This window comes from Geosporobacter ferrireducens, assembly GCF_001750685.1.
Classification (GTDB): domain Bacteria; phylum Bacillota; class Clostridia; order Peptostreptococcales; family Thermotaleaceae; genus Geosporobacter; species Geosporobacter ferrireducens.
Genome location: NZ_CP017269.1, coordinates 4673178 through 4697969 on the forward strand (window position 1 = coordinate 4673178; position 24792 = coordinate 4697969).

Consider the following 24792-nt stretch of genomic DNA (forward strand, 5'->3'; position numbering starts at 1 on the left):
ATGGAATGGATAATCCTTCAAAACTATACTAAGGAGGAATTTCATATGAAAGGAGAATTTCCAGTAATAGGGGCTGATGTGGCAAAAGACTTTTGCTACTATGCTGCGCTTTCTCCAACAGGTGAAACTTATCTCAAACCATTTAAGGCTTTAAACACAGGAGAAGGACTAGCTTCAGTCATCAACCAAATAGAAAAAGTGGAGAAAGCCTTTAATAGGAAACCAGTAATCGTCTTAGAATCCACTGGTCACTATTCAAATCGCCTCGTCCACTTCTTCACACGCCATAACTTGAAGGTATATTTAATTAACCCTCTCCTATCTCATTCTATCAAAAATTCCACGGTTAGGAAAGTCAAAACAGATAAGGTAGACGCTGAGGAACTTGCAAAGATGTACTTCTTTATGAACTTAAAAGAACATCAAATGCAGGATGAGTACCTTGAGAACCTAAAGATATTAACCCGTACCCATTATCATCTTTCAGAGCAAAGAGTTAGTGTAATGAATCAGTTAAAAGCTGCTATCGAACAGGTTATGCCCGGATTTACAAAGGTTTTTAAAAGTATTTCCTGTAAAACATCCCTAGAATTATTAGTTCGTTATCCGTCTCCAACATCTTTTCTAGAAGGAACCAAAGATGATATTGTTCAAATCGTCAGAACTACCTCGAGAACATCTATGGCCTATGCTACGAAAAAATATGAACTCATTCTGAAGAGTGCACAGGAAGGGAAGGAGACTGGAATTCTATTAACTGCCTATGAACAAATCATCATTGTCTATGCAAATCATTTAAAGCATATTAATGAACAACTTGATTTGATAGATAAAAAGATAGAGGCTTTAGCAATCAACATACCTGCAATTCAGCTACTTCGTAGTATTCCTGGTATAGGTAAAAATCTAGCTCCTATCATAGCTGGAGAGATTGGAAGCATTGCAAGGTTTCAAAGTTCTAAGCAGCTTGTAGCCTATTGTGGCATTGACCCATCCGTTAAACAATCAGGTAACTTCATTGGGACAAAGAATAAATTTACAAAGGGAGGATCTAGATTTATTCGCAAGGCACTCTATATTGCAGCCACAGTAGCCATTAGACAAAACCCTAACGGGCAGTACGTCAACAAAGTTATTTATGACTACTATCACAAAAAGATACAGATCAAAGCTAAAAAACAAGCTTTAGGAGCAGTGATGAACAAACTCGTAAGGATCATATTTTCTGTACTTAAAAATGAGAATCCATTTGTCTTAATCACGCCTGAAGAGCAAGTGAAAATGCATCGGTCTAATGTGAAGATAGTAGCCTAGAGAAATGTATTAGCTAAACTGAATATTTTACTTTAGCTCTTTTAAAAAGTTCGGCAGAATAAAAGGGCTGATTCCTATGCCCCTTATCAGTAAATCGTTATTTTAAATTTACTCTTGACATCAGTTAGCTGGTCTGCTTGCGCACGGAAAACCGCAATTTGTAACAAGCAAATTGCGGTTTTCTTTTTATCTCACATTACTTTTAAAATTTTTTTTAAAAAAAGTGACCTTGACCAGTATGGTCATTTATTGTATAATAATATATGACCAAGGTGGTCATTGGATTGTTTATATCATTAAAAAAATGAGGTGGTTGTCATTTATCCGAAATTTTATAGTTTAGAACCAGAGAAACGAGAACGTATTATTAATGCAGCGCTTAAAGAGTTTGCACGAAATGGTTACGAAAAGGCCTCTACAAACGAGATTATAAAAGAAGCCCAGATTTCAAAGGGATCATTATTCAACTATTTTAACAGTAAGAAAGATTTGTATTTTTTTCTGCTTGATTATGTAGTTGAGGTTATTGAAGAAATTTACGATGAAGTGGATTGGAATGAAACAGATCTTTTTAAAAGAATGAGAGAAATAGGATTAATTAAGTTAAAAATCATGAAAAAATTTCCACAAGCATTTAATTTTCTTAAGACTGTTGGGAATGAGGATGCAGCTGAAGTGAAATCCGAAATAGATAAATTAGGTAAGCATGTCATTGCTAGTGGTTTGGAAAAAGGCTATAAAAATATAGATTTCTCAAAATTCCGTGATGATATTGATATTCAAAAAACCATGAATATTATTACTTGGACGATATTAAGCTTTGCAGAGCAGCAAAGGGATAAGGTAAATTCCTTTGAAGATATCCCTATGGAAGCGTTGAAAGAATGGGATGATTATTTTGACATTATGAAACGTTGTTTTTATAAAAAGGAGGAACAATAATATGTTTATTGATATTTCAAACTTGAAGAAAAGCTATACAACGGGCGTGGTTAAAACGGAGGTTTTGAAGGGAATCGGGATGAAGCTGGACAAGGGGGAAATCGGTGTTATTCTCGGTCCATCCGGTTCAGGAAAATCAACGCTGATGAATATCATCGGGGGCATTGACCGCGGTGACAGCGGTAGGATCATTGTTGACGGGGTCGAGATAAACAATTTGAAGGACGACAAGATGACAGATTATAGACGTGGAGACATCGGTTTCGTCTTCCAGTTCTATAACCTCGTTCCCAACCTTACAGTAGGAGAAAACATTGAAGTCGTTTCCAATATTAGCAAATCACCTCTAAATATTGACGAAGTTTTAGCGGCGGTGGAAATGAAGGATAAAAAAGGCCGCTTTCCCAGGGAGTTAAGCGGGGGTGAGCAGCAACGGGTCTCTATTGCCAGAGCGATTGTCAAGAATCCAAAGCTCTTACTTTGTGACGAGCCAACCGGTGCCCTTGACTTTGTAACTTCTCGTGCTATACTACAGCTTCTGCAGCAGGTAAACAAAAAATACGGTACAACCATTTTGATGATCACCCACAATGCTGCGATTGCCGCTATGGCCAACAGAGTATTTAAGGTGCGAAGCGGAGAAATCGTAGAAGCGGCGGTGAATCAGGTGATTGTTCCAGCAGAAAGGATTGAATGGTAATGGTGATTAATAAAAGAATCAAGCGTGTTTTGTTGGAAAATAAAGCACAATATATAGGATCCATTATACTAATCATTTTAAGCAGCTTTATATTCAATTATACGAGCCAGTTTGGTATGAATTTTGAGCGACTGGCAAATGAATTTCAAGAGGGATATGTGCAGGAAGATGCTTCCTTCACCACAAGCAAAGAAATTGAAAATTTACAGGAGCTAGAGTCTGCTGCAAACGCCATGATTGAAGAGGGGTTAACCTTGGATTATACCCTTTCAGAAGGCAAAACCCTGCGAATCTTCAGCCAAAATAACAGGGTTAACCTCCCGGCAATCCTCGACGGTAAAGAACTAAGCGGCAGCGGCGATATACTCATCAGTCCGGTTTTTGCTGATACACACAACTACAAAATCGGCGATGAACTAAATATATTGGATAAAACCTTTACAATTGTCGGATTTGCAGCGCTGCCGAATTATATCTATCCGCTGCAATCAGAAGAAATGATGATGCCGCTGCCAGGCTTTGGTATCGCAGTCATTAGCAAGGAGGATTTTGCCGCATTGAATCAAGGAAGCAGTTTCTACGCGGTGAAGTTTAATGAATCAGTTCAAAACTCCCGTGTCCAGTCATTTGAATTTAGAGAGCTGTTGAATAGTCGCAACATTGATATTCTAAAATGGACAGACATAGAAGATAACAAGCGGGTCAATATAGTCGATGCGCAAGTTCAAATCCAAAAACTTGTGAGTAAGGCTATACCGACGGGGATTTTGTTGTTGGCCATAATTTTAATCAGCAACGTTATTGGACGAATGATTCATCGCGAATCAACAATCATTGGTGCATTATATGCCTTAGGATATAGAAGAAAGGAAATATATCGGCATTATTTGAGATTCCCATTACTGATAGCTATTATAGGAGGCATTATCGGGACCATTCTTGGCATATTCCCGGTACGTCCACTGTTATCGTTTTTCACTACTGCCTTCATTATGCCGATGACTGGAATCGAGTTCAGTCTGATCAGTATGACCATCAGCCTTCTCCTGCCCATACTCTTTCTCGGTTGCGGCTGTTACTTTGTCATACGAAAAGAGCTGAAGCATTCGCCCGTGGAACTGATGAGGGGCAAGAAAGAAAAGAACAAAGTCAATTTCTTGGAGAGAGGACTCAAACTTGAAAAATTCAGATTTGCTACAAGATTCAAAATCAGGGAACAGCTGAGAAGTCTATCTCGTCTGGCTTTCCTGCTCTTTGGTGTTTCCGTAGCGACAATGCTCTTGCTTTGGGGTTTTGTCCTCAAAAGCGGTTTTGATGACATGCTTTCAGGAGGCAGTGTCTACAATTTCGAGTACGAGTATAAGTTCGACAAGCCGCAACATGAGCCCTTGCCGGCGGGGGCCGAACCCTTCCAAGCATTGTTATTCCTTCCAGAGCCTGATGCTAAAAATGATTTTTACGTTACCGGCATCCTGCCGGACTCTGAACTGGTTACCCTTGTAGATGAATCCAGCACCCGATTGAGTACGAATCAGGTGATTGTAACGAAGCCAATGGCCAGACTACTAAATGCTAATGAGGGTGACACAGTCGACATCGTCAGGAAGACAGATAGTAGAGTGTTTTCAATTAAGATAGATAAAATTGCTGATACCTATGAGGGCAAATTTGTCTTCATGCCTCTGGCGGATTTTAATCAGAAATTCGAAATACCAGAAGGAAGCTATGTAGGAGCTTTTAGTAATGTGCTGCTGGATATTCCTGAAAACCAGTCCTACAGCGTAGTGTCTTTGGAGGAGAAGAAAGCTGCAGTTGAAGAGGCTATTGGGCCTACCAAGTCAATGATAAGTGTTATGGCGGCGATAGCGTTTATCATCGGAATGATTGTTATCTATCTGGTGACCTCGATGATCGTCGAGGAGAACAAGGGTACCATTTCCCTTATGAAGGTCTTCGGTTACCGTAAGAAGGAAATTAATTCATTGATTCTGAATAGCTCGACCATCGTTGTTGTGATTGGATATATCATTGGCATTCCCCTGACGTTTAAAGGAATAGGGGTATTAGTTCAATCCTTGGAAAACAGCGTTGGCATGACGCTGCCACCCCTGAAGATCAATCCGTCATACCTTCTGATTGGGTTTATCGTTGTGATGTTGACATATGAGTTGTCGAAGCTACTGTGCAGGAAAAAAGTCAATGCGGTTTCTATGAGTGAAGCCTTAAAAGCAGGAATGGAATAGAAAAAAGTTTTAATACTCGTTTCCTTTGAGGCCGCAGTGAAAATCATTGCGGCCTCAAACCTGATATATACCTTATTGAAAACACAGCTTTCAACACTAACAATAGTATTATTGTGCTACTCAAAAGATAAGAAAATAATGGTCAATTTACCATATTTTGAGCAAAATTAACTTTAATAATGATAAATATTGTCATATAATTCTAAGTAGTTAGAATTTAAATACAATAGTACTAAAAAAAGGAGGTATTATAAGATTTCATAATTTAGCAGACTTTTATTTTCTTCCTGCATATAAAAAGAGCAAAAACATCTTTAAAAGAAATTAATGGAGGGAAGTATGTTGAAAATTAAAAAAGTAATAGCAATCATTTTGTTGATATTACTATCAGCAACAGTTTTTGTAGGTTGTGGAAGTAATGAGGAGCAAGTAGCTGTACAATTGACTCCAGTGGAGGTTTATAATGTAAAAACGGGCGATGTAGAGTTAAATTATAATGTATTCGGAAGTATAAAGCCCCTAAGAGAGGTCTCAATTGTACCTAAGATGGCTGGTATAGTTGAAAATGTAATGAAGGGAATGGGAGACAGGGTAAATAAGGATGATGTATTGTTTACTTTGGATAAAACCAATTTATATCAACAGCTTGCTCAACTGGATGCTCAGCTACATCAGCAGTTAATGCAGGCTGAGGCTGCCATGAGGCAGGCAGAAATTCAATATTATAGTGCAAAGGAAGATTATGAAAAGAATGAGGTTTTATTTATGGCTCAAGCAATTTCACAGCAAATGCTTGAGGCATATAAAAAGGCATTTGAGTTAGCAGAATTACAGTATACAAATGCACAGGATAACTATTATTTATTACAGAACAAAACTCTGCTGGGAATAGCAGAGGACAATTCAAGGCTTACCCAGGATACTAAATCCATAATCGAAACCCAAAGGGAAGCAATAGTTCAAATGATCAACGATTCAGAGGTAAAATCCCCTATCTCAGGCATAGTTACCCTTAGGAATATTGAGGCAGGTGAGATGGTTTCTCAACAGATCCCAGCCTTTATCATAGTAGATATAGATAGGGTAGAGGTAGAAACAGAAGTAACTGAAAGAATGATAAACAATATTTTCATAGGTCAGGAGCTGGTTGTTTCTATTAATGCACTGAATGGAAAGGAATTCAAAGGTGTTGTAGATACCTTAAGCCCAGCTGTGTCCGGACAAAGAGTAGGCTATCCAGTCAAGATAATAATTGACAACCCTAACCACGAGATTAAGCCTGGTATGTTTGCTGAAATCTCATTTATAATGGATAGAAAAGATAGGGTTTTAGTAATTCCAATGGAAGCAGTTCTTGCAAGCAATAACGAAAGCTATGTATATGTATTAGTGGACGATACTGTTATTAAGCAGACGGTAGAGGTTGGATACAGGGATAAGAACAATTTAGAAATTATTGATGGACTTAAGGATGGTGACTTGGTTGTAGTAAAGGGTCAACACTTTATTGTGGATGGTGAGAGGGTACAGCCTGTGGGGGGTGTACAATAATGAGACTATCGCATTTAGCCATAGGAAGGCCAGTCACAGTAATGATGATGGTTATAATGATTATTGTACTAGGTACAGTGTCTTTAATGGGTCTTAATTTAGACTTTTTTCCAGACATAGCATTTCCTATGGCAGTTGTTATTACAAATTATGATGGAGTAGGTCCCCAGGAAATAGAAGCCATAATTACAAAACCCCTAGAACAGGTTATGGGTACTGTAGACAATTTTAAGACAGTATCATCAACATCTGCAAATGGTCAATCCATGCTAATGGTAGAATTCACCCAGGGAACTAATATGGATTATGCAGCTTTACAAATGAGAGAAAAAGTAGATATGGTTAGGGGTATGTGGCCTGATGAGGTAACCAATCCAATGATTTTTCAGTACAATATGAGTATGATGCCAATAATACAACTGGGTATGTCCTATGGAGATGACCTGGCTGGTCTGAAATTATTGGCGGAAGATAAGGTAAAGGATCGTCTGGAGCGAATCAAGGGGGTCGCGGCAGTAGATATTTATGGGGGGCTAGAGGATGAAATCAAAATTAATATCATTCCCCATAAACTACAGGGCTATAACTTGTCACTAACCCAGGTATCCCAGGCTTTAAGGATGGAGAATCTTAATTCTCCAGGGGGCTTGCTTACAGAGGGTAAGTACCAATATACCATAAGAACCACAGGAGAGTTTAAAAGTATAGATGAAATCCACAATTTACCCATTACAACGGCTGTAGGCATAATAAGATTGGAGGATATTGCAGAAATCAGTCAGGGCTATAAGGACGCCTATGTTAATGCATATATGAATGGTGAGCCAACGGTTCTATTACAAATAAGAAAGCAGTCGGGCTTCAATACAGTAAGGGTCTCTAACAGTATAAATGCAGAATTGAATAAAATTATAGAAGAACTGGATGCCGTTGAGTTCAAGACAATATTCGATCAGGCAGATTTCGTTAAGGAATCTTTAGGTAGTGTAGCCAAAAATGCTATAGTAGGTGGTATTCTTGCTATTCTTGTGCTTTTTATATTCCTGAAGAATATTAGAACAACTTTTATTGTTGGTGTAGCAATTCCCATCTCAATAATAACAACCTTTATACTTATATATTTCAGTGGTATCACCTTAAATATGATGTCCCTTGGTGGGCTGGCATTGGGTATAGGTATGCTGGTAGACAGTGCCATAGTGGTGCTTGAAAGTATATATAGGTATCGCGAAGAGGGATATAGTAGAATTGAGGCTGCCAGAGAAGGAAGCAGCGAGGTTGCAATGGCGGTAATTGCATCCACATTAACAACGGTAGCAGTATTTTTACCAATTGCTTTTATTAGGGATAATATAGCTATTGAAATGTTTCGAGAACTTGCCTTGACTGTTGCATATTCATTGCTGGCTTCCCTGATAATTTCCTTAACTTTGGTACCAATGCTGGCATCAAAGATATTGAAGATTGACCGTAATGTGGAATCGAAAAAGAAAACTCCTGCGGCTATTGTAGGTCGAAAATTCGATAAGATCATGAAAAGTGTTGAGCTTAGATATGAAAAGCTCCTTAATTGGTCCTTAAGACGTAGAAAAACAGTAATATTTGGGATACTAATATTGCTTGTACTAAGCGTTGTAATTACAGCATTGTTTATAGGTGCAGAATTTTTCCCAAATACAGATGAGGGAATGTTTACTGCTAAGGTAGAATTACCAAAGGGATATTCCCTTGAGGAAACATCGAAAATTGCTACGGAAGTAGGTCAAAGGATTCAGGAATTTGATGAATTAGAATATATTTTTGTTATAGAAGGTGATGAAGGTGAACTAAGTACAGCGATAATATATGCCTCCTTTGGTTCAAAATTAGATAGGGAAAAAGGAATTGATCAATTACTTGATGAGGTCCGCATTAAGCTTCAGGGTATTGCCGGTGCTAAAATAAGCGTAGAAAAATTCTCTATGATGTCCATGGGTGCAGGTGGAAAACCTATAACTATTAATATTACAGGGGATGATTTAGATACATTGGAAGATTTAGCAGCCAATGTCGTAGAGGAGATAAGCCTGATTCCAGGTACAAGGGAGGTTACATCTTCTATAGCAGAGACTGTACCCGAAGCACAGGTTAGTATTAATAGAGAAAAAGCATCCCAATATGGTATATCTACATACTCCTTGGCTGATACGGTACAAACTGCAATCATGGGACAGACAGTAACAAGATACAAAGTAAATGGAGAAGAAATAGATGTTAGGGTAAGACTCCATGAAGGATGGAGAAATGATTTAAGAGATTTGGACTACATAACAATTACTTCTCCTATGGGGCAGCAGATACCCCTGTATGAAATTGCATACATAACCTATGGCAATTCACCTGCAAGTATTCATAGGAGTGATCAGATAAGACAGGTTACTGTTACAGGTGATATAAGTGGAAGGGATCAGCGTAGTATATTTGTTGATATCCAGAATAAAATAAATGAAATGAGTATTCCAAGTGGCTATCAAGTGAAATTAGGCGGAGAGAACGAAGATATGATTGAGGCGGCGAAGGCCTTTGGCCTGGCTCTGTTATTGGCTGTATTACTGGTATACATAATTATGGCATCACAATTTGAATCATTACTACATCCATTTATCATTATGTTTACTGTGCCCCTAGCTTTTATCGGAATATCAATTGCAATGGCGGTTGCAAGAAAGCCCTTTAGTGTACCAGCCTTTACAGGGGTTATTATGCTGGCAGGTATCGTTGTAAATAATGGTATTGTACTGGTAGACTATATTAATACCCTAAGGAAAAGGGGGATGGATAGGGCCGAAGCAATTTGTAAAGCTGGTCCAGTTAGATTAAGACCTATCCTGATGACCACCCTTACTACAGTACTTGGTCTGATACCCCTGGCACTGGGTATAGGTGAGGGTGCAGAACAGCAGGCTCCAATGGCCATAACAGTTATCGGAGGCTTAAGCTTCTCTACATTATTGACCTTGGTGTTTATACCAGTTATATATACACTACTTGATGACTTTAGAAATTGGATGAAAAAGAAGGTAATTAGAAAGAAAAATACTACTATAAATATTTAGAAATTAATTATTTTGACAAGAGAAATACCACCTTCATTATTTAGAGGGTGGTATTTTAATAACCTGTTACAGGAATTATTAAATTCGAAAGCTATCAACACGTTTATTTCTTTATAACAGGAATCCAAATTTCACTTTTGTAGTTGGGAAGGCTGGTATCTTTACCCTCGTTCCACAATATTTCAGGTCCGCCGGTTAACTCATAGCCGGATGTAGGAAACCATTCGGAATAAATTCTTGCCCAGACATCCTGCAGCGCTTTAGGAAACTCCCCGATTGCTGTAAATACTGCCCAGGTACCTGCATCAACAGGTAAAACCTTCCATCGTTCGGAGACCGGCTTAGAAGTAGCAACACCAATGTACTGATCCAGTAGTGTTCCTTCTGCCCTGCCTTCCGTGAAATTGGCGGATACACACAATATACCTGTTGGCTCTACGTTGGAAAGCTGTTTCAGTTCTACGAAATCTTTTTCAGTCAGACTGGCCCACATATCATCCATTTGGGAATTTACATCTTCATAAATCAGTGTAATTTGTTTCTTAATGCCGACAATTTGAAAAGCTTCCTTTTCCACAATACGATATTCCATTTCATTTCCTCCTTTAATAATCAATTGGAAAGTCATTGCCGGGAATGCTTTTAAAACAACATCCCTCTTCCTGGCTGCCGTTGGAGTAACACCGTGTAATGCTTGAAATGCTCTTGTGAATGAATCTGGTGAATCATATCCGTATTTAAAGGCAAGATCAATGACTTTAACATTGTGGTTTTGAAGTTCCATAGCCGCCAATGTAAGTCTTCTACGACGAATATATTCACCAAGCGTAAAGCCGGATAGGAATGAAAACATTCTCTTAAAATGATATTCTGAGCAACAGGCAATCCTCGCTACTTTTTGAAAGTCAATTTCTCCGGCTAAATTTGCCTCAATATAGTTCATTGCAAGATTCATCTGTTTCAGTGTATCCATACCTACGACCTCCTTTCATCTGAATTGTACCAAAAATAAAGCAGATATACCCGACATTATTGGTGCCGGTTTTGCATGGTGTTGGATTTGAAATGGACGGTTAGATATTCATAAATATTATATCGTAATATGGAGATAAGCTGTAATGATTATGCAAATATAAACGAAGGCATTGACCATAATTTGATAGTATATTTCATGTCTCCTCCTTGTTGGTTATGTGAAAATGAATGAACAATTCGAGGTAAGTATCATATAGTATTAATAATCTTGGAAAATATATGTGGAGGGAGAAATGAAATTGAATAGTTCGTTACTGGATTTACTTAGAGGAGGTGGGTATATACTGTATGTTAGACATGGAGAAGCAACAGTGGGGGTAGATCAACCCTATTTAAATTTTCAGTACTGTTTTACGCAAAGGAATCTTTCTGAATTGGGAAGAAGACAAGCAATTTACTATGGGGAAATTCTGCGTAATTTACGGATTCCTATTGGTTATCCCATCCTAACCAGTCCTTTTTGCAGAACTATAGAAACAGCACAACTAGCCTTCGGAAGAGAAAATGTCCAAATCGATCCCTTTTGGATTGAAATTTATCGGTTAAGTGGATATTTATCCGGTGGAGAACAAAGAAGAATATTGGATATTTTTCGGTCAAGGTTAGAAATCAAACTGCCTCTGGGAAGTAATCGGGTTATTATTGCGCACAGTTTTCCAGATGGAATTGGTTTGGGTCAAATTCCAAACATGGGAACAGTTGTTGTCAATCCGCGGGGGCAGGGAAATGGTTTTGAAATCGTTCATAGATTATCCTTAGCAGATTTTGCGAGTTTGTTAAGTTAGTTTAAAGGGGGAGAGGATTGAAAATGCTTGTTTTATCATAAAAAAACCATTATTTTAATGCTGTGCAAATTTCATAACTATGCAATTTCCTTTAATTGTAGTATTCTTAAATTAAAGGAAAAGCAGGTTCATTAGATTTCTCAATCACACATCTAAATAAGGAGTGATAATATGAAATTTTGCTGGTGTACAATTGCTGTTAGGAATATGGAAGAGTCTTTAAAGTTTTACCAGGAAATTGTAGGACTTTCCATCAATAGAAGATTTATGACAGGACCGGGAAGTGAGATTGCGTTTTTAGGAGATGGAGAAACAAAGATAGAACTTATACATAATGAAGGAAATGAATCGGTAAATATCGGACACGATATTTCCATAGGGTTTGAAGTAAATTCAGTTGATGAAAGGATCAAGTTTATAAAGGAAAAAGGACTTGACCTAGAAAGCGGGCCTTTCCAGCCGAATCCACATGTCAAATTTTTCTTCGTGAAAGATCCTAATGGAGTCAGAGTACAATTTGTAGAAAACTTATAATTCTATATATTTAAAGCACTTTCACTTTTGAAGGTGTTTTTTTGTGTGGCAAAATGAGCTATAATAAGTTAGCCTGGTTTATGGGCAGTATTCTAGTAATAGTTGACTTATCAACTAAAATTGTTTATAATAGTTGATAAGTCAACTAAGGAGGGGAGAACTTTGGAAAAGTCAATTGGACGGTTTGTATCAATCTTGTACCGGCAATCACAGATATACTTTAACTATATTTTAAAGGAATTTGACATCACCTCGGCGGAGTATTCCTTACTGCTTTATCTATATAGAAAAGATGGAATAACCCAAGACGATTTGTCTGTCTATTTATATATAGACAAATCGGCGATAGCCCGAGCGGTAAAATCACTGGAGCAGAAGGGCTATGTGATCAGGGATAAGGATGATGCGGATAAACGATTTAATAGAGTTTATCTCTCGGATAAGGCGAAGCTTTTTAAGGATGAGATAAGGGAAAGGGTCTGGACATGGAGCGAATTCCTGACAGAGGACTTAGATGGAGAAACTGTTGAGATGGTTTTATCCGTGCTTGAAAAAATGGTGAATAAAGTTGCCTGTACCAATTTTAAAAAAGGAATGGAGTAGTTGAGATATGGAATATGTAAATCCATTGGGAGAAGAAAAAATATCAAAGCTCTTGGTGAAATTTTCGGTGCCTGCCATTGTGGGGATGATGGTCAATGCTTTATATAATATCGTGGATAGGATTTTTATCGGGAATAGCAGCGATTTAGGTTCATATGGTTTAGCAGGAATCACTATAGCTTTTCCAATTATGATCATACTTTTGGCAATTGGTATTTTATTCGGTGTAGGTGGAGCAACTTTATTCTCCATACGCCTAGGCGAAAAACAGCAGGAAAGCGCAGAAAACGTCATGGGCAATGCCTTTGTTCTATTGGTTATAGCAGGTTTTATGTTCATGCTGCTAGGGCAGATTTTTTTAAAGCCTATATTATCATTGTTCGGGGCCAGTGAAGCTGTGCTGCCTTATTCCATGGAATACATGAGAGTGATTTTCTTTGGGGCAGTTTTTCAGGTAGTGAGTATGGGGATGAATAATTTTATACGTGCCGACGGTAACCCTAAAATAGCAATGATGACCATGTTTTTAGGTGCAGGTATAAATACATTGTTGGACCCGTTATTTATTTATGTTTTCAGAATGGGTATGACCGGTGCAGCGCTTGCTACCATTTTGGCACAGGCAATTTCAGCTACTTGGGTAGTAACATACTTCATAGGTAAACGCAGCAGAAATAAGCTCAGACCTAAATATATGAAACTAAAATATGATATTGTAATTAAAATAACTACTTTGGGGCTTCCGGGATTTTCGATGCAGCTTGCCAACAGCCTCTTAAACATGGTACTTAATAAGAGTTTACTTATTTACGGCGGGGACATAGCCGTATCAGGAATGGGTGTAATAAATAGTATTCAAACGATACTTTTAATGCCTATAACCGGGTTAAACCAGGGGGTTCAGCCAATCATCAGCTTTAATTATGGCGCCGGAAAATATAACAGGGTAAAAACTGCCATAAAGCTTGCGATTAAGGTGGCTACGATGATTGTGTTGTGTGGTTATATTATTACAAGATTGTTCCCTGAACAGATGATAGCAATGTTCAACCAAGAAACGGATTTGTTGGAATTTGGAAGTTATGCGCTGGTACACTGGTTCTTATGCTTGCCTGTTATTGGTTTTCAGATTATTTCTGCGAACTTTTTTCAAGCTATTGGCAGACCTAAATCCTCTATGTTTTTAATCCTTTCAAGACAGATAATACTGCTTATCCCGGCACTGATCATATTTCCAAAATTCTGGGGTATCAGTGGTCTGCTGCATGCGGCACCCTTCGCAGATTTCTTCTCAGCCTTGCTAACGGGTATTTGGTTTTATAACGGTATTAAAAATCTGGAGGAAGTGAAACCTGAGGGCAGGGCTAATGTGTCCAACACCCTTGTATAGACGGAACAAGGTTAAAATTTGTTATTGAAACAACAAATTTTAACCTTGTTTTTTTCTATAATTATATTTAGCAGATATGTGATAGAATCTATTTATATGAAGATACGCAAAAGGAGTGATTACAATGAATAGTTATATGTCAAATATTATAAATGAAATGAGAAGAACTACATCCGTACAGGATCAGCACAGTTTAACTGTAGAGGAAGCGTTAAATTTGGCAGCGTTTAATGGATGTAAGATTTTAGGCGGGAGGTCGGGCCTGCAAAACCGTTGCAAGCATATAACTATTTTAGAAACTCCTGAGGGGATTGGCTGGCTGACTGGCGGAGAGTTTTTACTAACAGCTGGATATGCTTTCAAAGATAGGGAGGATAAAAAAAAGAGTATGATTTTAGATGCATATAGGAGAGGTGTATCCGCTGTTGCTGTTAAAAAGGATAGATACTTTGGAGAGATCAGTGTGAAACTGATAGAAGATGCCAATAAATATGGAATACCTCTTATAGAAATTCCCTATAATGTTGTTTATACTGAAACAATATCTAGTTTCTACGATATGCTATTTTATAGAAAGAATGAATATATTCTTAGCCTCAATAATATTTATGAAAAGTTACTGGATCTTTCCTTTGAAAACAAGGATATTGATGGGATAATAAATTCTTTATCAAATTTATCCAACGCCAATGTATTCTTATTTGATAGATATCTAAACCAAATTACTTATAATATCATTGACGCTTCAAGCTATAATAAATTATCCTATAAGTCTCCTTTTAATAAGAAGAGTGCACCTGTTATAAAAGACATTAAGAACTATTGTGTGAATCAGGAAGCGAATGGTGCTTATATAAGTGTTTATCCAATAATGCGTGGAAACAGGCCAATCGCATATATGTATATCGTAAATAATACTGCTCTCGATAAGCTTGCTCAAAGTTCCATAGAGTATGGGATATCCATTCTCACTATGAAGCTTGACATAAATCATGCTAGAAGTTTTAGCCAAGCTGGTCTTAATAAAACTTTGGTGGAAATTATGTTAAACAATAAAGAACTCCCTGAGGAGTTTTACGAAAATGTTGAAAAAGATCTTGGCTGGAATGCGGAGGGTTCTATTGTTGGGTTATGCATCAAGATTCATGTGAAAAAAAATATTGATATGGATAGCTGTAAAAACAGTGTTTATAGTGTTTTAAATAACATTTTAGGAACGAGTAATTATTTATCTAAAGATAAGAAAAGTGAAGTCTTTGTATTTTTAAAGATAGATATTCCCTATTATCTGGAAGAAATAATCTCTGAAATACTGGAGGGGCTGAAAGCTTATGAGGATATTTACCTGGTGTCATTGGGTGTATCAAATACCTATAACAGTATTAAAAGCATAGAAAAGATGTATGATGAATCCTATTTAGCTGCATTGTTTAGTCACCATGACAGTATTTATTTTAGTTCACTTGACACAATAAAACTACTCTATCCTTTGAAGGATGATAATGAGATTCATGAATATTATAATAGGACGATTAAAAAAATAGAAAAATACGATGAAGCGCATGGTACTAATTTGATGGAGACCATGGAGTGTTATTTTAGATATAATTTGAATAAAAAGACAGCGGCTGATAAATTGTTCATTCATGTGGAGACGCTAAGATATAGATTAAGCCGTATAGAGGAAATTACAGGGTATTCAATAAATGAGACAGAGGGAATATTTGCTTTGCAAATGGGGTTAAAATTAAAGAATCTGATAAAAATAAAATAGTAATAAGGCCTATGCTTATGGGAAGTCATAAAAGTATAGGCCTTATTTTTATGCTTTAGTAGAATTGTTCTATATATTCTGACTTGATATAATATTCCCTAAATAATTGTAAAGGAGGATATAGCATGCCGGAAAAAGCAACACACGATAAACAATTAAAAGAAAGAGTGGGTGCATTTGAGGTTCCCACGTTTCTGCTAGGCGTAGTATTGTCCATATTATCTGCAATAATCTGTATGCAGATTATTGGAAAGGTGGGAGTAACGCCGAATACCTCCCTCATTGGGGCGATTGTAGCCATGGTAATTGCCAGAATACCTCTGAAATCTTTTCTTAAGTTCAGATCACTGGAAAGACAAAACTTGCTGCAAACAGCAGTATCTGGTGCAGGATTTTCCGCTGCTAACTGTGGTTTTCTTACGGTAGCTATCTTTTTTGTTCTAGGAGAAACCGGATTTATTCTGCCTATGGCTGCAGGGTCATTGATTGGTTTAATCATTTCAATCAATGTAGTTGGGAATATATTTGACAGTAGTATTTTTCCCGCTGAAGCCGCATGGCCTCCAGGGGTAGCTACAGCTCAAGCGATTAAAGCAGGCGATGAAGGCGGAGAAAAAGGCAAAAGACTGTTGCAAGGTTTAATTATAGGCGGTATTGCAAGCTATTTTAAATTACCGGCTGCCGGTATCGGTATAGTCTTTATTGCTAATATTTTTTCCATGACTGCATTAGGGATAGGTCTACTAATTAGAGGATATTCAACAACAATTTTTAATGGATTGAATCTAGGCAGTACTTATATACCCCATGGCATTATGATTGGTGCCGGAATGATGGCATTGATTCAATCGATAAAAATTATACTTAGGGGCAATAAAGACGAAAAGTCGGAAAAGATCAGTTATACGCAATCAGACGAAAAAACGAAAAAGAATTTACTTCAGGGCGTTCTGTTATTTTTAGGGGGTGCTTTTGTATTAGCTCTTGTTTCAGGTGTTACATCTCAACTAGGGGTTGGCAAATTAGTACTTTGGTTATTATGGGCTACGTTTTCTGCTACTTCAGCGATGCTGTTAGTGGGCATGGCTGCTATGCACTCAGGCTGGTTCCCGGCTTTCGCAATTACTACAATATTTATGACAATAGGGATATTTTTTGGATTTCCAATCATTCCTCTTGCATTGTTGACGGGTTATGTTAGTTCTGTAGGTCCATGCTTTGCGGATATGGGCTATGACCTGAAAGCTGGTTGGATATTGAGAGGAGAAGGAGAAGACAAGGAATATGAACTATATGGAAGGAAGCAGCAAGTTATTTTAGAGGCAGTAGGCGGATTTATCGGTATTGTTGTTGTTTTATTAACCATGAATATGTACTTTGCAACAGATTTACTTCCACCCATCAGCAGAGTATTTGCTTCTACAGTTGCAGCTTCTGCAGACCCTTCACTGCTAAGAACTCTTTTAATTTGGGCGGTACCTGGAGTACTACTGCAGATAGCTGGCGGACCGTCTAGAATGGTAGGCGTATTGTTTGCAACGGGCTTATTAATCAACAATCCAATTTATGGTGTTGGTGTTGTTTTAGCAGTTATTGTTCGTTTAATATTTGGTACCAAGTTTATGGAAATAAGAGATGCTGGACTGATAGCCGGGGATGGACTTTATGGATTCTTTAGTGCAGTGATAAAAGCGTTAATATAAACTTTAGCCTGTACGGGAATGTCTACTATTGAAATAGTAAAAGAACTTTAGACTGCCGCGGAATTCCTGCTATAGACCCCGTTATTGGCGAAGGCTCGATTGTTTATTATGAATGTATGGGAAGAAATGCTGAATAACAAAGGCTTATATTGAGGTGATGGTATGAAAGGCAGAATAAAGTTAAATAAGGAGATGTTAAAATATGCATTAATAGGAGGAACCATCCTTGGTGGGGGTGGAGGTGGTTCTATGGCGCTTGGAGAGACTTCGGGTAATATCGCTCTGGACTATGGCGAATTAGAATTGGTAGATATAGATGAAATTGAAGAGGATGCATTAATTGTTACAGCTTCAGCTGTTGGTGCGCCGGCTGCAATTGACAAGTATGTGAAACCTAGGGATTATGTAAGAGCAGTTGAAATATTACAGGAGAATACTGGTTTTAGGCTTGGAGGAATCATTACCAATGAAAATGGTGGTGCTGCCACCATTAATGGATGGATTCAAGCCGCTATTTTAAACATTCCCTTAATAGATGCTCCATGCAATGGAAGGGCCCATCCTACCGGAACCATGGGAAGTATGGGTTTGAATAATGTGCCAAACTTTATATCCTATCAAGCCTTTGCCGGCGGAAATCCTGAGTTAGGGAATAGAATAGAGGGATTTTTCAAGGGAGATATTTCTAAAACAGCTGCACTGATAAGACAATCGGCTGTTCGGGCCGGTGGCTTGGTAGCAGTTGCCAGGAATGTTGTTGAGGCTGAATATGTCAAAAAAAATGGAGCGATCCATGGAATAAGCCATGCTATAGAAACAGGGAAAAAATTCTATGAGGGACTTGAAATATCCCCCTGTGAGGCGATAAAAGAAGTTGCTGCCTTCTTAAAGGGTGAAATCGTTGTTGAGGGAGCAGTATCAGAATTTGAATTGGTTACTGATGGAGGATTTGATGTAGGCAGAGTTGTAGTAAGCGGAATCGAAATGACCTTTTGGAATGAATATATGACCCTTGAAGTTAATAGAAACAGGCTTTTTACTTTTCCGGATTTAATTATGTCTTTTGATAAGGCTTCAGGCCTGCCTCTGACCACTGCAGAGATTAAGAAGGATCAGCAAATTGTGATAATAGCTACGAAGAAGGAGAACCTTAAGCTCGGCAGCGGTATGTTTGACCATAAATTATTGAAAGAGATCGAACCAATAGTGAATAGAGAAGTCTTAAAATACATCTAATAGGAGGAAACTTTATGTTATTAAAACAGGTGCTGGAAGTATATGAATACATTGATAGGGCTACTGCAAACGGGCAGGAAATAAAGGAGTTTTTGGAATCCTATGGAGCCAAGGATGTAGAAGTCAAGAATATAACCGGTGCTAGAGGCAAAACTGATTTTATCAGAATTAGAATACCAGGGTTAAAAGGGAAGTCTAAAGGTATGGATGCACCTACCATCGGCGTATTAGGCAGACTTGGCGGGGTAGGTGCCCGGCCTGAAATGATTGGAATGGTTTCTGATGCCGATGGAGCAGTAGTGGCATTAGCAGTAGCGGCAAAGCTTTTGGACATGCAAAATAAGGGGGATTTTTTGGATGGAGATGTGGTTGTATCTACACATATTTGTCCGAATGCGCCTACTCAACCCCATAAACCAGTGCCTTTTATGGGATCTCCTGTTGATATGGCCACTGTAAATAGAGAAGAGGTAGATGGAGAATTGGATGCGATATTATCCATTGATACCACAAAGGGCAATAGAGTGATCAATACTAGAGGATTCGCAATATCTCCAACGATTAAAGAAGGCTATATTTTGAAAACAAGTGATGATTTATTGGATATCATGCAGATTACGACTGGCAAACTGCCAAAGGTTTTTCCTGTAACAACCCAGGATATTACACCCTATGGAAACGACATCTATCATATCAATAGCATATTACAGCCTTCTACTGCTACCTCAGCACCTGTGGTGGGAGTTGCTATAACGACAGAGGTTCCTGTTCCCGGCTGTGCAACCGGTGCCAGTCATCCACAAGACATGGAATTAGCAGCTAGGTTTACTTTGGAGGTTGCAAAGGCCTATGGTAGAGGAAACTGCAAGTTCTATGACGAGACGGAGTTTGAAATAATAACGAAAAAGTACGGTACGATGCATCATATCCAAACGCTTGGTAAATAGGAGGGCAATATGAAAAGAAAGTTGGGAGCGATTACGATTGGACAATCACCAAGGGTTGACGTAATACCGGAGATGGCAGCGTTTTTGGGAAACAATGTAGAAGTTATTGAAGCAGGAGCATTGGACGGACTTACCTACGAAGAAATTTTGGAGTTTAAACCTGAAGAAGATGACTATGTATTGGTTTCAAAGCTTAAGGATGGAAGAAGTGTAAAGTTTGCTGAAAAATACATATTGCCAAGACTTCAGGAATGTATTGATAGACTGGAGCGGGAGGGAGCAGATGTAATTCTGTTTATTTGTACCGGAGTTTTTCCTGATATCTTTAGATCTCAAAAACCAATCTTGTATCCTCAAAAAATTCTACATGGCATTACACCTCAGCTGGTTTATAAAGGAAAGCTGGCTGTTATTACTCCTGATAAGGACCAGGTACGGCAAAGTCATGAAAAATGGAGTCAAACCGGGGCTGAAGTGATTGTAGTTCCTGCATCACCCTATACAAAAGAAGATGAATTATCTGGTGCTATATTAGAGTTAAGGGATAAGGACATTGACATAATCGCAATGGACTGTATAGGGTATAACCAGTCCATGAAGAAAAGAGTATCTGAAGGAACCGGAAAACCGGTAGTTTTAGCTAGAACGATAGTTGCAAGAGTTCTTGGGGAGATACTAAACGCATAAAGAGGTGGAGATCGTGTGTAAAAAATCAGGTTACAGGGTAGTGATAGAAGATTGTTTAGAGGTGAAAAAAGATGAAACAGTGCTAATACTAACCGATGATAACAAGACATCCATAGGCAAATCTCTATATGAAGAAGCTAAAATATTTGCCAAAGAAGCAGTACTCATGGTAATGGAGCCCAGGAAGGTAAGCGGTGAGGAGCCACCAGAGGCAGTTGCTGAAGCGATGAAGGCTTTTGACGTAATCCTTTGTCCTACGTCTACTTCTATCACGCATACAAATGCCAAAATGAATGCAGTCGATGCTGGAGCTAGATTGGCTAGTATGCCAGGCATTACTGAGGAGATGTTTCATGAAGGAGCAATAACGGCTGATTATAAGAAGGTGGAGGAACTTACATTAAGACTTACGGAGATTTTATCTCATGCTAAAACCGCAAAGGTTATTAAGGGTAGCTATAGCCTTGAAATGTCACTGGCGGGCAGAAAAGGAATTGCCAGCACTGGAATATACAAAAATCCGGGAGAATCAGGAAATCTGCCTTCTGGGGAGGCTTATATTGCTCCAGTTGAAGGAAGCGCCCATGGGGAGATGCTGGTAGACGGAAGTATGGTAGGGGTTGGTATATTAGAGATCCCTTTATACATGAAAATTGTGGATGGCCGGTTAGTGGAGGTAAGAGGAAAAGATCGGGAAAAAATAGAGGTACTTTTTGATAATGAAAGAAATGGTACGCTAGGGGAATTAGGAATTGGAACGAACCACGCGGCAAGGCTTACAGGCGTTATCCTGGAGGATGAAAAAATATATGGTACTGTACATATTGCCTTTGGAACAAATACCTCCTTTGGAGGTGTAAATAAAGCGGATTGTCATCTGGATGGTGTAATCATAAACCCCACCTTGTACTTAGATGATTTATTAGTTTTGAAAGATGGTAAAATGATGATTTAGATTTTCTATATTGAAGTGATTTTTTAAATAAAATCCAAGTTGCTTTTACTGTGGAAGAAGGTAAATCCATAATAACCTTAGTTATATTAAAGCAGCAGGAAAATACTGATACAATAAAATAGAATGACGATCAAAAGCAGAAGGGATTTTGTGAAATCAAAATTCACCTATCTGCTTTTAGCTTTATAAATTATAGTTTTTTCTGTATAAACGTATAAAAATGAAAATAGTCAAAAAATACTTGATAGTTTTCAGGTAAATATATATAATCAATATTAATTCGACATTTTTCGCGCTTGCGAATCCAATACATAGGACACACGTGTTTAAGAGATGACTTTTTATTACTTATATCGTAGTAAAGGAAGTATCCATAAAATAGAGGATTCGATTACTAAATAGAAGGAATTATGATTGAAAGGCTTCTTTGCTAGCAACATACCAAGGATACAAAGCTGCTTCATGAACCCAAAGATGGGTTAGGATGTCCAGTAAAAGGAAGAAATAAAAATTGGAGTGATTATTGACAAATGGGATGTTTATTTACAAAAACTGAATCCATGAGGTGCATAAAAGATGACAAAGATATATCAAAATATTATTGATCTTATAAATAGTTCAAATAATATTTTGAATAGTAAGCTTGTTCAGATCCTTGTTGATGTTTTACCTACGGGTGTTGTCATAGCCAATACAGAGGGCAAAATTATATATGCCAATCATGAGGCCTGCTCTATTTTTAGAGATATAAAGCCGGGTACGAAAGACCCCTCAGAGATGGGCTATACTTTATTGAATATGAAGGGAGAGGAAATTCCCTTTGAGCAACTTCCTCTTTATCGTACCTTAATAGATGGTACGATATATAGAAATGAAGAAATCTTTGTAAAGTTTTCAAATGGGAAGGAGCGGTTTATATCCGTCTCAAGCTGCCCTCTATTGGATGATAATCATTACATTGTCGGCGCGTTAGCAGGTTTTTATGATATTACACTGAGCAAGGTTAATGAGCAGAAATATATAGAAAACGAACAAACTGTAAAATCCTTAATCAATGGGATTACAGAAATTATGACCCTCATGGATATCGAAGGCAAAGTACTTACCGCAAACCATGCGTTTGCTGTAAAGTTTGGCAAGAATGCCAATGCCGCGGCCGGTTATCATATTTTTGATGGGATGCCTCCAGAAATAGCGAGTAACTGGCGAGATAAAATTTGCGCTCTTATAAAAGGGAAAATGCCTATAAACTTTGAGGATGTCTGGAATGGATCTATTCTACAGCACCGGTTGTTTCCTGTTATTAATTCGCAAAACAAAGTTACAAAAATTGCCGCGTTTTCTCAAGATATTACAGAGAGTAAAAGAATTCAGGAAGCCTTCAGGGAAAGTGAAGAGCGTTTTCGAAGTGTTTTTGAAAATGCGGCTTCTGGAATGGCGCTTATTTCTTTGGATGGACATTATTTTATGGTCAACAATTCATTAATCCATATGGTAGGATATACTGCTGAAGAGTTTGGAAATATGACTTATCATGACTTCACCCATCCTGACGACATAAAATTGAGTGATGATAACGTACGGCAGCTGGTAAACGGAGAAATCAAGAATTTTCAGATTGAAAAGAGATATATTCATAAAAAAGGAAATATCGTCTGGGTGCTTCTCAATGTCTCTGTAGTAAAAGATTCTTTAGGAAAACCTTTTTATGGCATTGCACAGATTCAAGATATAACGTTGAGCAAGGAAGCACAAGAAGAATTAAGACAAGCAAAACTGGATGCAGACCAAGCCCGTGCTCAAGCAGAAAAGCTTGCACAAACTGATTATCTTACCGGTTTATATAACCGGGGCGCTTTCATGAACCGGCTATTTGAGGAATCAAGCCGGATGCTGAAAACAGATGCTTGTATGTCCGTTATTATGGTAGATATTGATCATTTTAAAAGAATCAATGATACACATGGTCATAGGATGGGAGACATCGTACTGCAACAATTTTCAACAGCCCTAAAAAAAGGGTGTAGAGCCGATGATTTTGTTGGGCGATATGGTGGAGAAGAATTTATTCTCTGTCTTCCGAAAACAACGATGGAACAGGCATATATAATCGCAGAGAGAATAAGGCGTACGATGGAAAATCTGGCAATACCTTTACCGGAAAGTGATTTTTATATGTATGTTACGGCTAGCTTTGGTGTTGCTTCGGTAAAAATTATAAATGAAAGATGTGCGGAAAGGTTAATAGATTATTCTGACCGTGCATTATACCAAGCAAAACAAAATGGCAGAAATAGAGTTGAAGCATACTCTGGTTTTTCTGCGAGTCTATGAGAGAAGTCTGAAAAAACAGCTTTCTATGATAAAATAAAAAAATCATAGGAGGCTGTTTTATTATGGATAAAAGAAGATAACCATAAATAATATCTATGCTAAAAAGGAGATGAATCCATTAAAAAAAATTATCTCAAGATACGAGTGTGTAAATGCCATTGGGTGCTTAGCAGTTTAGTGAAACGTTGGGTTGGATTGAAGATAAAAACATGTTAACTATTAAGTACCTTGACAAATTTGAGAGAAGGGTGTATAGTAAAAACAAACCGACGTCGGTATATTTATGTGGAGGTACGAATATGGCAAAAACAGCAAGAAACCATAACACGAAAAAAAATGAACTCGTAGGGATTGCTGAAAAATTATTTCTGGAAAAAGGTTATGAGGAAACAAGCATTGAAGACATTTTAAAGGCCTCAGGACTTTCAAAGGGCGGCTTTTATCATTACTTTAAATCAAAAGATGAAGTACTGGCAGAAAGTATTAATCATTTTGCAGACAGTCTGCTGCAAGAGCTTGAGCCTATCATTGAAGACCGGGAACTCAATGCCCTGGAAAAGCTGAAACGGTTTATGGAAAAGAAGAATGCTTCCCAAAAGTCAAAAAGGGAATTAATCAAGTACCTGGCTATGCTAATGAAGTCAGATTTCACTTTCTATAAGTACAATCTTACGATTACTCAAAAGTATGTTGAACCTCTTGCACAAATTATAGAGCAAGGAGTGGAAGAAGGGATTTTTAAAGTCAAATTTCCCCGTGAAACGGCGGACATATTGTTAAGAACAGTAACTTCCCTTCCACAGAGTGTATTCTTTAGTGAATATATAGAGGATAAAACGAAATCAGAACAGTATAAAACCTCTCTTGAAGCTATAATGGTGAGAGCCTTGGGAATTGAAAATGAGCATATTGGCATATTTGGATAATGTATGGGGGAAGCAGAAAGCAGGAAAATTATTCTTGG

At 37.9% G+C, this 24792-nt stretch carries 19 protein-coding genes; 18 read left to right on the top strand and 1 reads right to left on the bottom strand.

Going from position 1 to position 24792, the window contains the following annotated elements:
• Positions 1-45: 45 nt before the first annotated feature.
• The 6 genes from Gferi_RS21880 (at position 46) to Gferi_RS21905 (ending at position 9845) form a co-directional block, all read left to right on the top strand.
• Positions 46-1314 (top strand): IS110 family RNA-guided transposase, encoded by a 1269-nt coding sequence (locus Gferi_RS21880; protein WP_069975005.1) that lies wholly within the window; start codon positions 46-48, stop codon positions 1312-1314.
• 309 nt (positions 1315-1623) lie between these two features.
• The gene (locus Gferi_RS21885) at positions 1624-2256 is read left to right on the top strand and encodes a TetR/AcrR family transcriptional regulator (RefSeq protein WP_069980268.1); all 633 of its coding nucleotides are present in this window, start codon (positions 1624-1626) and stop codon (positions 2254-2256) included.
• 1 nt (position 2257) lies between these two features.
• Positions 2258-2956: an ABC transporter ATP-binding protein gene (locus tag Gferi_RS21890; RefSeq protein ID WP_069980269.1), complete on the top strand. Its 699-nt coding sequence runs from the start codon at positions 2258-2260 to the stop codon at positions 2954-2956.
• Positions 2956-5199, top strand: a complete 2244-nt coding sequence (locus Gferi_RS21895; RefSeq protein WP_069980270.1) for an ABC transporter permease — start codon at positions 2956-2958, stop codon at positions 5197-5199. Before Gferi_RS21890 ends, Gferi_RS21895 begins: the two co-directional genes overlap by 1 nt.
• A gap of 339 nt (positions 5200-5538) precedes the next feature.
• Complete coding sequence (locus Gferi_RS21900; RefSeq protein WP_069980271.1) at positions 5539-6750, top strand: efflux RND transporter periplasmic adaptor subunit; 1212 nt, start codon at positions 5539-5541, stop codon at positions 6748-6750.
• Positions 6750-9845, top strand: coding sequence for an efflux RND transporter permease subunit (locus tag Gferi_RS21905; protein WP_069980272.1), 3096 nt, complete (start codon positions 6750-6752; stop codon positions 9843-9845). The genes Gferi_RS21900 and Gferi_RS21905 overlap by 1 nt, the downstream gene beginning before the upstream one ends.
• A 103-nt stretch (positions 9846-9948) precedes the next feature.
• Here Gferi_RS21905 and Gferi_RS21910 read toward each other — a convergent pair whose 3' ends face one another.
• Positions 9949-10818, bottom strand: a complete 870-nt coding sequence (locus Gferi_RS21910; RefSeq protein ID WP_069980273.1) for an AraC family transcriptional regulator — start codon at positions 10816-10818, stop codon at positions 9949-9951.
• 295 nt (positions 10819-11113) lie between these two features.
• Between Gferi_RS21910 and Gferi_RS21915 the strand changes: the two genes are divergently transcribed.
• From Gferi_RS21915 to Gferi_RS21970, 12 genes are all read left to right on the top strand, one after another.
• The gene (locus Gferi_RS21915) at positions 11114-11665 is read left to right on the top strand and encodes a histidine phosphatase family protein (protein WP_330389464.1); all 552 of its coding nucleotides are present in this window, start codon (positions 11114-11116) and stop codon (positions 11663-11665) included.
• A gap of 171 nt (positions 11666-11836) precedes the next feature.
• A complete protein-coding gene (locus tag Gferi_RS21920; RefSeq protein ID WP_069980274.1) occupies positions 11837-12199 on the top strand; it encodes a VOC family protein in 363 nt (120 codons plus the stop codon).
• Between the two features lie 162 nt (positions 12200-12361).
• Positions 12362-12802 (top strand): MarR family winged helix-turn-helix transcriptional regulator, encoded by a 441-nt coding sequence (locus Gferi_RS21925; RefSeq protein ID WP_069980275.1) that lies wholly within the window; start codon positions 12362-12364, stop codon positions 12800-12802.
• Between the two features lie 7 nt (positions 12803-12809).
• A complete protein-coding gene (locus Gferi_RS21930; RefSeq protein ID WP_069980276.1) occupies positions 12810-14192 on the top strand; it encodes an MATE family efflux transporter in 1383 nt (460 codons plus the stop codon).
• 124 nt (positions 14193-14316) lie between these two features.
• Positions 14317-15966, top strand: a complete 1650-nt coding sequence (locus Gferi_RS21935) for a PucR family transcriptional regulator (RefSeq protein WP_069980277.1) — start codon at positions 14317-14319, stop codon at positions 15964-15966.
• Positions 15967-16091: 125 nt separating this feature from the next.
• Positions 16092-17669, top strand: a complete 1578-nt coding sequence (locus tag Gferi_RS21940; protein WP_069980278.1) for an OPT/YSL family transporter — start codon at positions 16092-16094, stop codon at positions 17667-17669.
• A 162-nt stretch (positions 17670-17831) separates the two neighbouring features.
• On the top strand, positions 17832-18905 hold the full coding sequence (locus Gferi_RS21945; protein ID WP_069980279.1) for a DUF917 domain-containing protein: 1074 nt from the start codon (positions 17832-17834) through the stop codon (positions 18903-18905).
• A gap of 14 nt (positions 18906-18919) precedes the next feature.
• Positions 18920-19852: a DUF1177 domain-containing protein gene (locus tag Gferi_RS21950; protein WP_069980280.1), complete on the top strand. Its 933-nt coding sequence runs from the start codon at positions 18920-18922 to the stop codon at positions 19850-19852.
• Positions 19853-19861: 9 nt separating this feature from the next.
• A complete protein-coding gene (locus Gferi_RS21955; RefSeq protein WP_069980281.1) occupies positions 19862-20539 on the top strand; it encodes an AroM family protein in 678 nt (225 codons plus the stop codon).
• Positions 20540-20552: 13 nt separating this feature from the next.
• Positions 20553-21494: an aminopeptidase gene (locus Gferi_RS21960; RefSeq protein ID WP_236932643.1), complete on the top strand. Its 942-nt coding sequence runs from the start codon at positions 20553-20555 to the stop codon at positions 21492-21494.
• A 576-nt stretch (positions 21495-22070) separates the two neighbouring features.
• Positions 22071-23828, top strand: coding sequence for a sensor domain-containing diguanylate cyclase (locus tag Gferi_RS27780; protein WP_083273706.1), 1758 nt, complete (start codon positions 22071-22073; stop codon positions 23826-23828).
• A 299-nt stretch (positions 23829-24127) separates the two neighbouring features.
• Positions 24128-24754 (top strand): TetR/AcrR family transcriptional regulator, encoded by a 627-nt coding sequence (locus Gferi_RS21970; protein ID WP_069980283.1) that lies wholly within the window; start codon positions 24128-24130, stop codon positions 24752-24754.
• Positions 24755-24792 lie beyond the last annotated feature (38 nt).

What these genes read in the sequence shown, in the direction of transcription:
- Gferi_RS21880 (WP_069975005.1), top strand. Translation starts at nt 46, where the DNA reads ATGAAAGGAGAATTTCCAGTAATAGGGGCTGATGTGGCAAAAGACTTT.
- Gferi_RS21890 (WP_069980269.1), top strand. Translation starts at nt 2,258, where the DNA reads ATGTTTATTGATATTTCAAACTTGAAGAAAAGCTATACAACGGGCGTG.
- Gferi_RS21895 (WP_069980270.1), top strand. Translation starts at nt 2,956, where the DNA reads ATGGTGATTAATAAAAGAATCAAGCGTGTTTTGTTGGAAAATAAAGCA.
- Gferi_RS21900 (WP_069980271.1), top strand. Translation starts at nt 5,539, where the DNA reads ATGTTGAAAATTAAAAAAGTAATAGCAATCATTTTGTTGATATTACTA.
- Gferi_RS21905 (WP_069980272.1), top strand. Translation starts at nt 6,750, where the DNA reads ATGAGACTATCGCATTTAGCCATAGGAAGGCCAGTCACAGTAATGATG.
- Gferi_RS21910 (WP_069980273.1), bottom strand. Translation starts at nt 10,818, where the DNA reads ATGGATACACTGAAACAGATGAATCTTGCAATGAACTATATTGAGGCA.
- Gferi_RS21915 (WP_330389464.1), top strand. Translation starts at nt 11,114, where the DNA reads ATGAAATTGAATAGTTCGTTACTGGATTTACTTAGAGGAGGTGGGTAT.
- Gferi_RS21920 (WP_069980274.1), top strand. Translation starts at nt 11,837, where the DNA reads ATGAAATTTTGCTGGTGTACAATTGCTGTTAGGAATATGGAAGAGTCT.
- Gferi_RS21930 (WP_069980276.1), top strand. Translation starts at nt 12,810, where the DNA reads ATGGAATATGTAAATCCATTGGGAGAAGAAAAAATATCAAAGCTCTTG.
- Gferi_RS21935 (WP_069980277.1), top strand. Translation starts at nt 14,317, where the DNA reads ATGAATAGTTATATGTCAAATATTATAAATGAAATGAGAAGAACTACA.
- Gferi_RS21940 (WP_069980278.1), top strand. Translation starts at nt 16,092, where the DNA reads ATGCCGGAAAAAGCAACACACGATAAACAATTAAAAGAAAGAGTGGGT.
- Gferi_RS21945 (WP_069980279.1), top strand. Translation starts at nt 17,832, where the DNA reads ATGAAAGGCAGAATAAAGTTAAATAAGGAGATGTTAAAATATGCATTA.
- Gferi_RS21950 (WP_069980280.1), top strand. Translation starts at nt 18,920, where the DNA reads ATGTTATTAAAACAGGTGCTGGAAGTATATGAATACATTGATAGGGCT.
- Gferi_RS21955 (WP_069980281.1), top strand. Translation starts at nt 19,862, where the DNA reads ATGAAAAGAAAGTTGGGAGCGATTACGATTGGACAATCACCAAGGGTT.
- Gferi_RS27780 (WP_083273706.1), top strand. Translation starts at nt 22,071, where the DNA reads ATGACAAAGATATATCAAAATATTATTGATCTTATAAATAGTTCAAAT.
- Gferi_RS21970 (WP_069980283.1), top strand. Translation starts at nt 24,128, where the DNA reads ATGGCAAAAACAGCAAGAAACCATAACACGAAAAAAAATGAACTCGTA.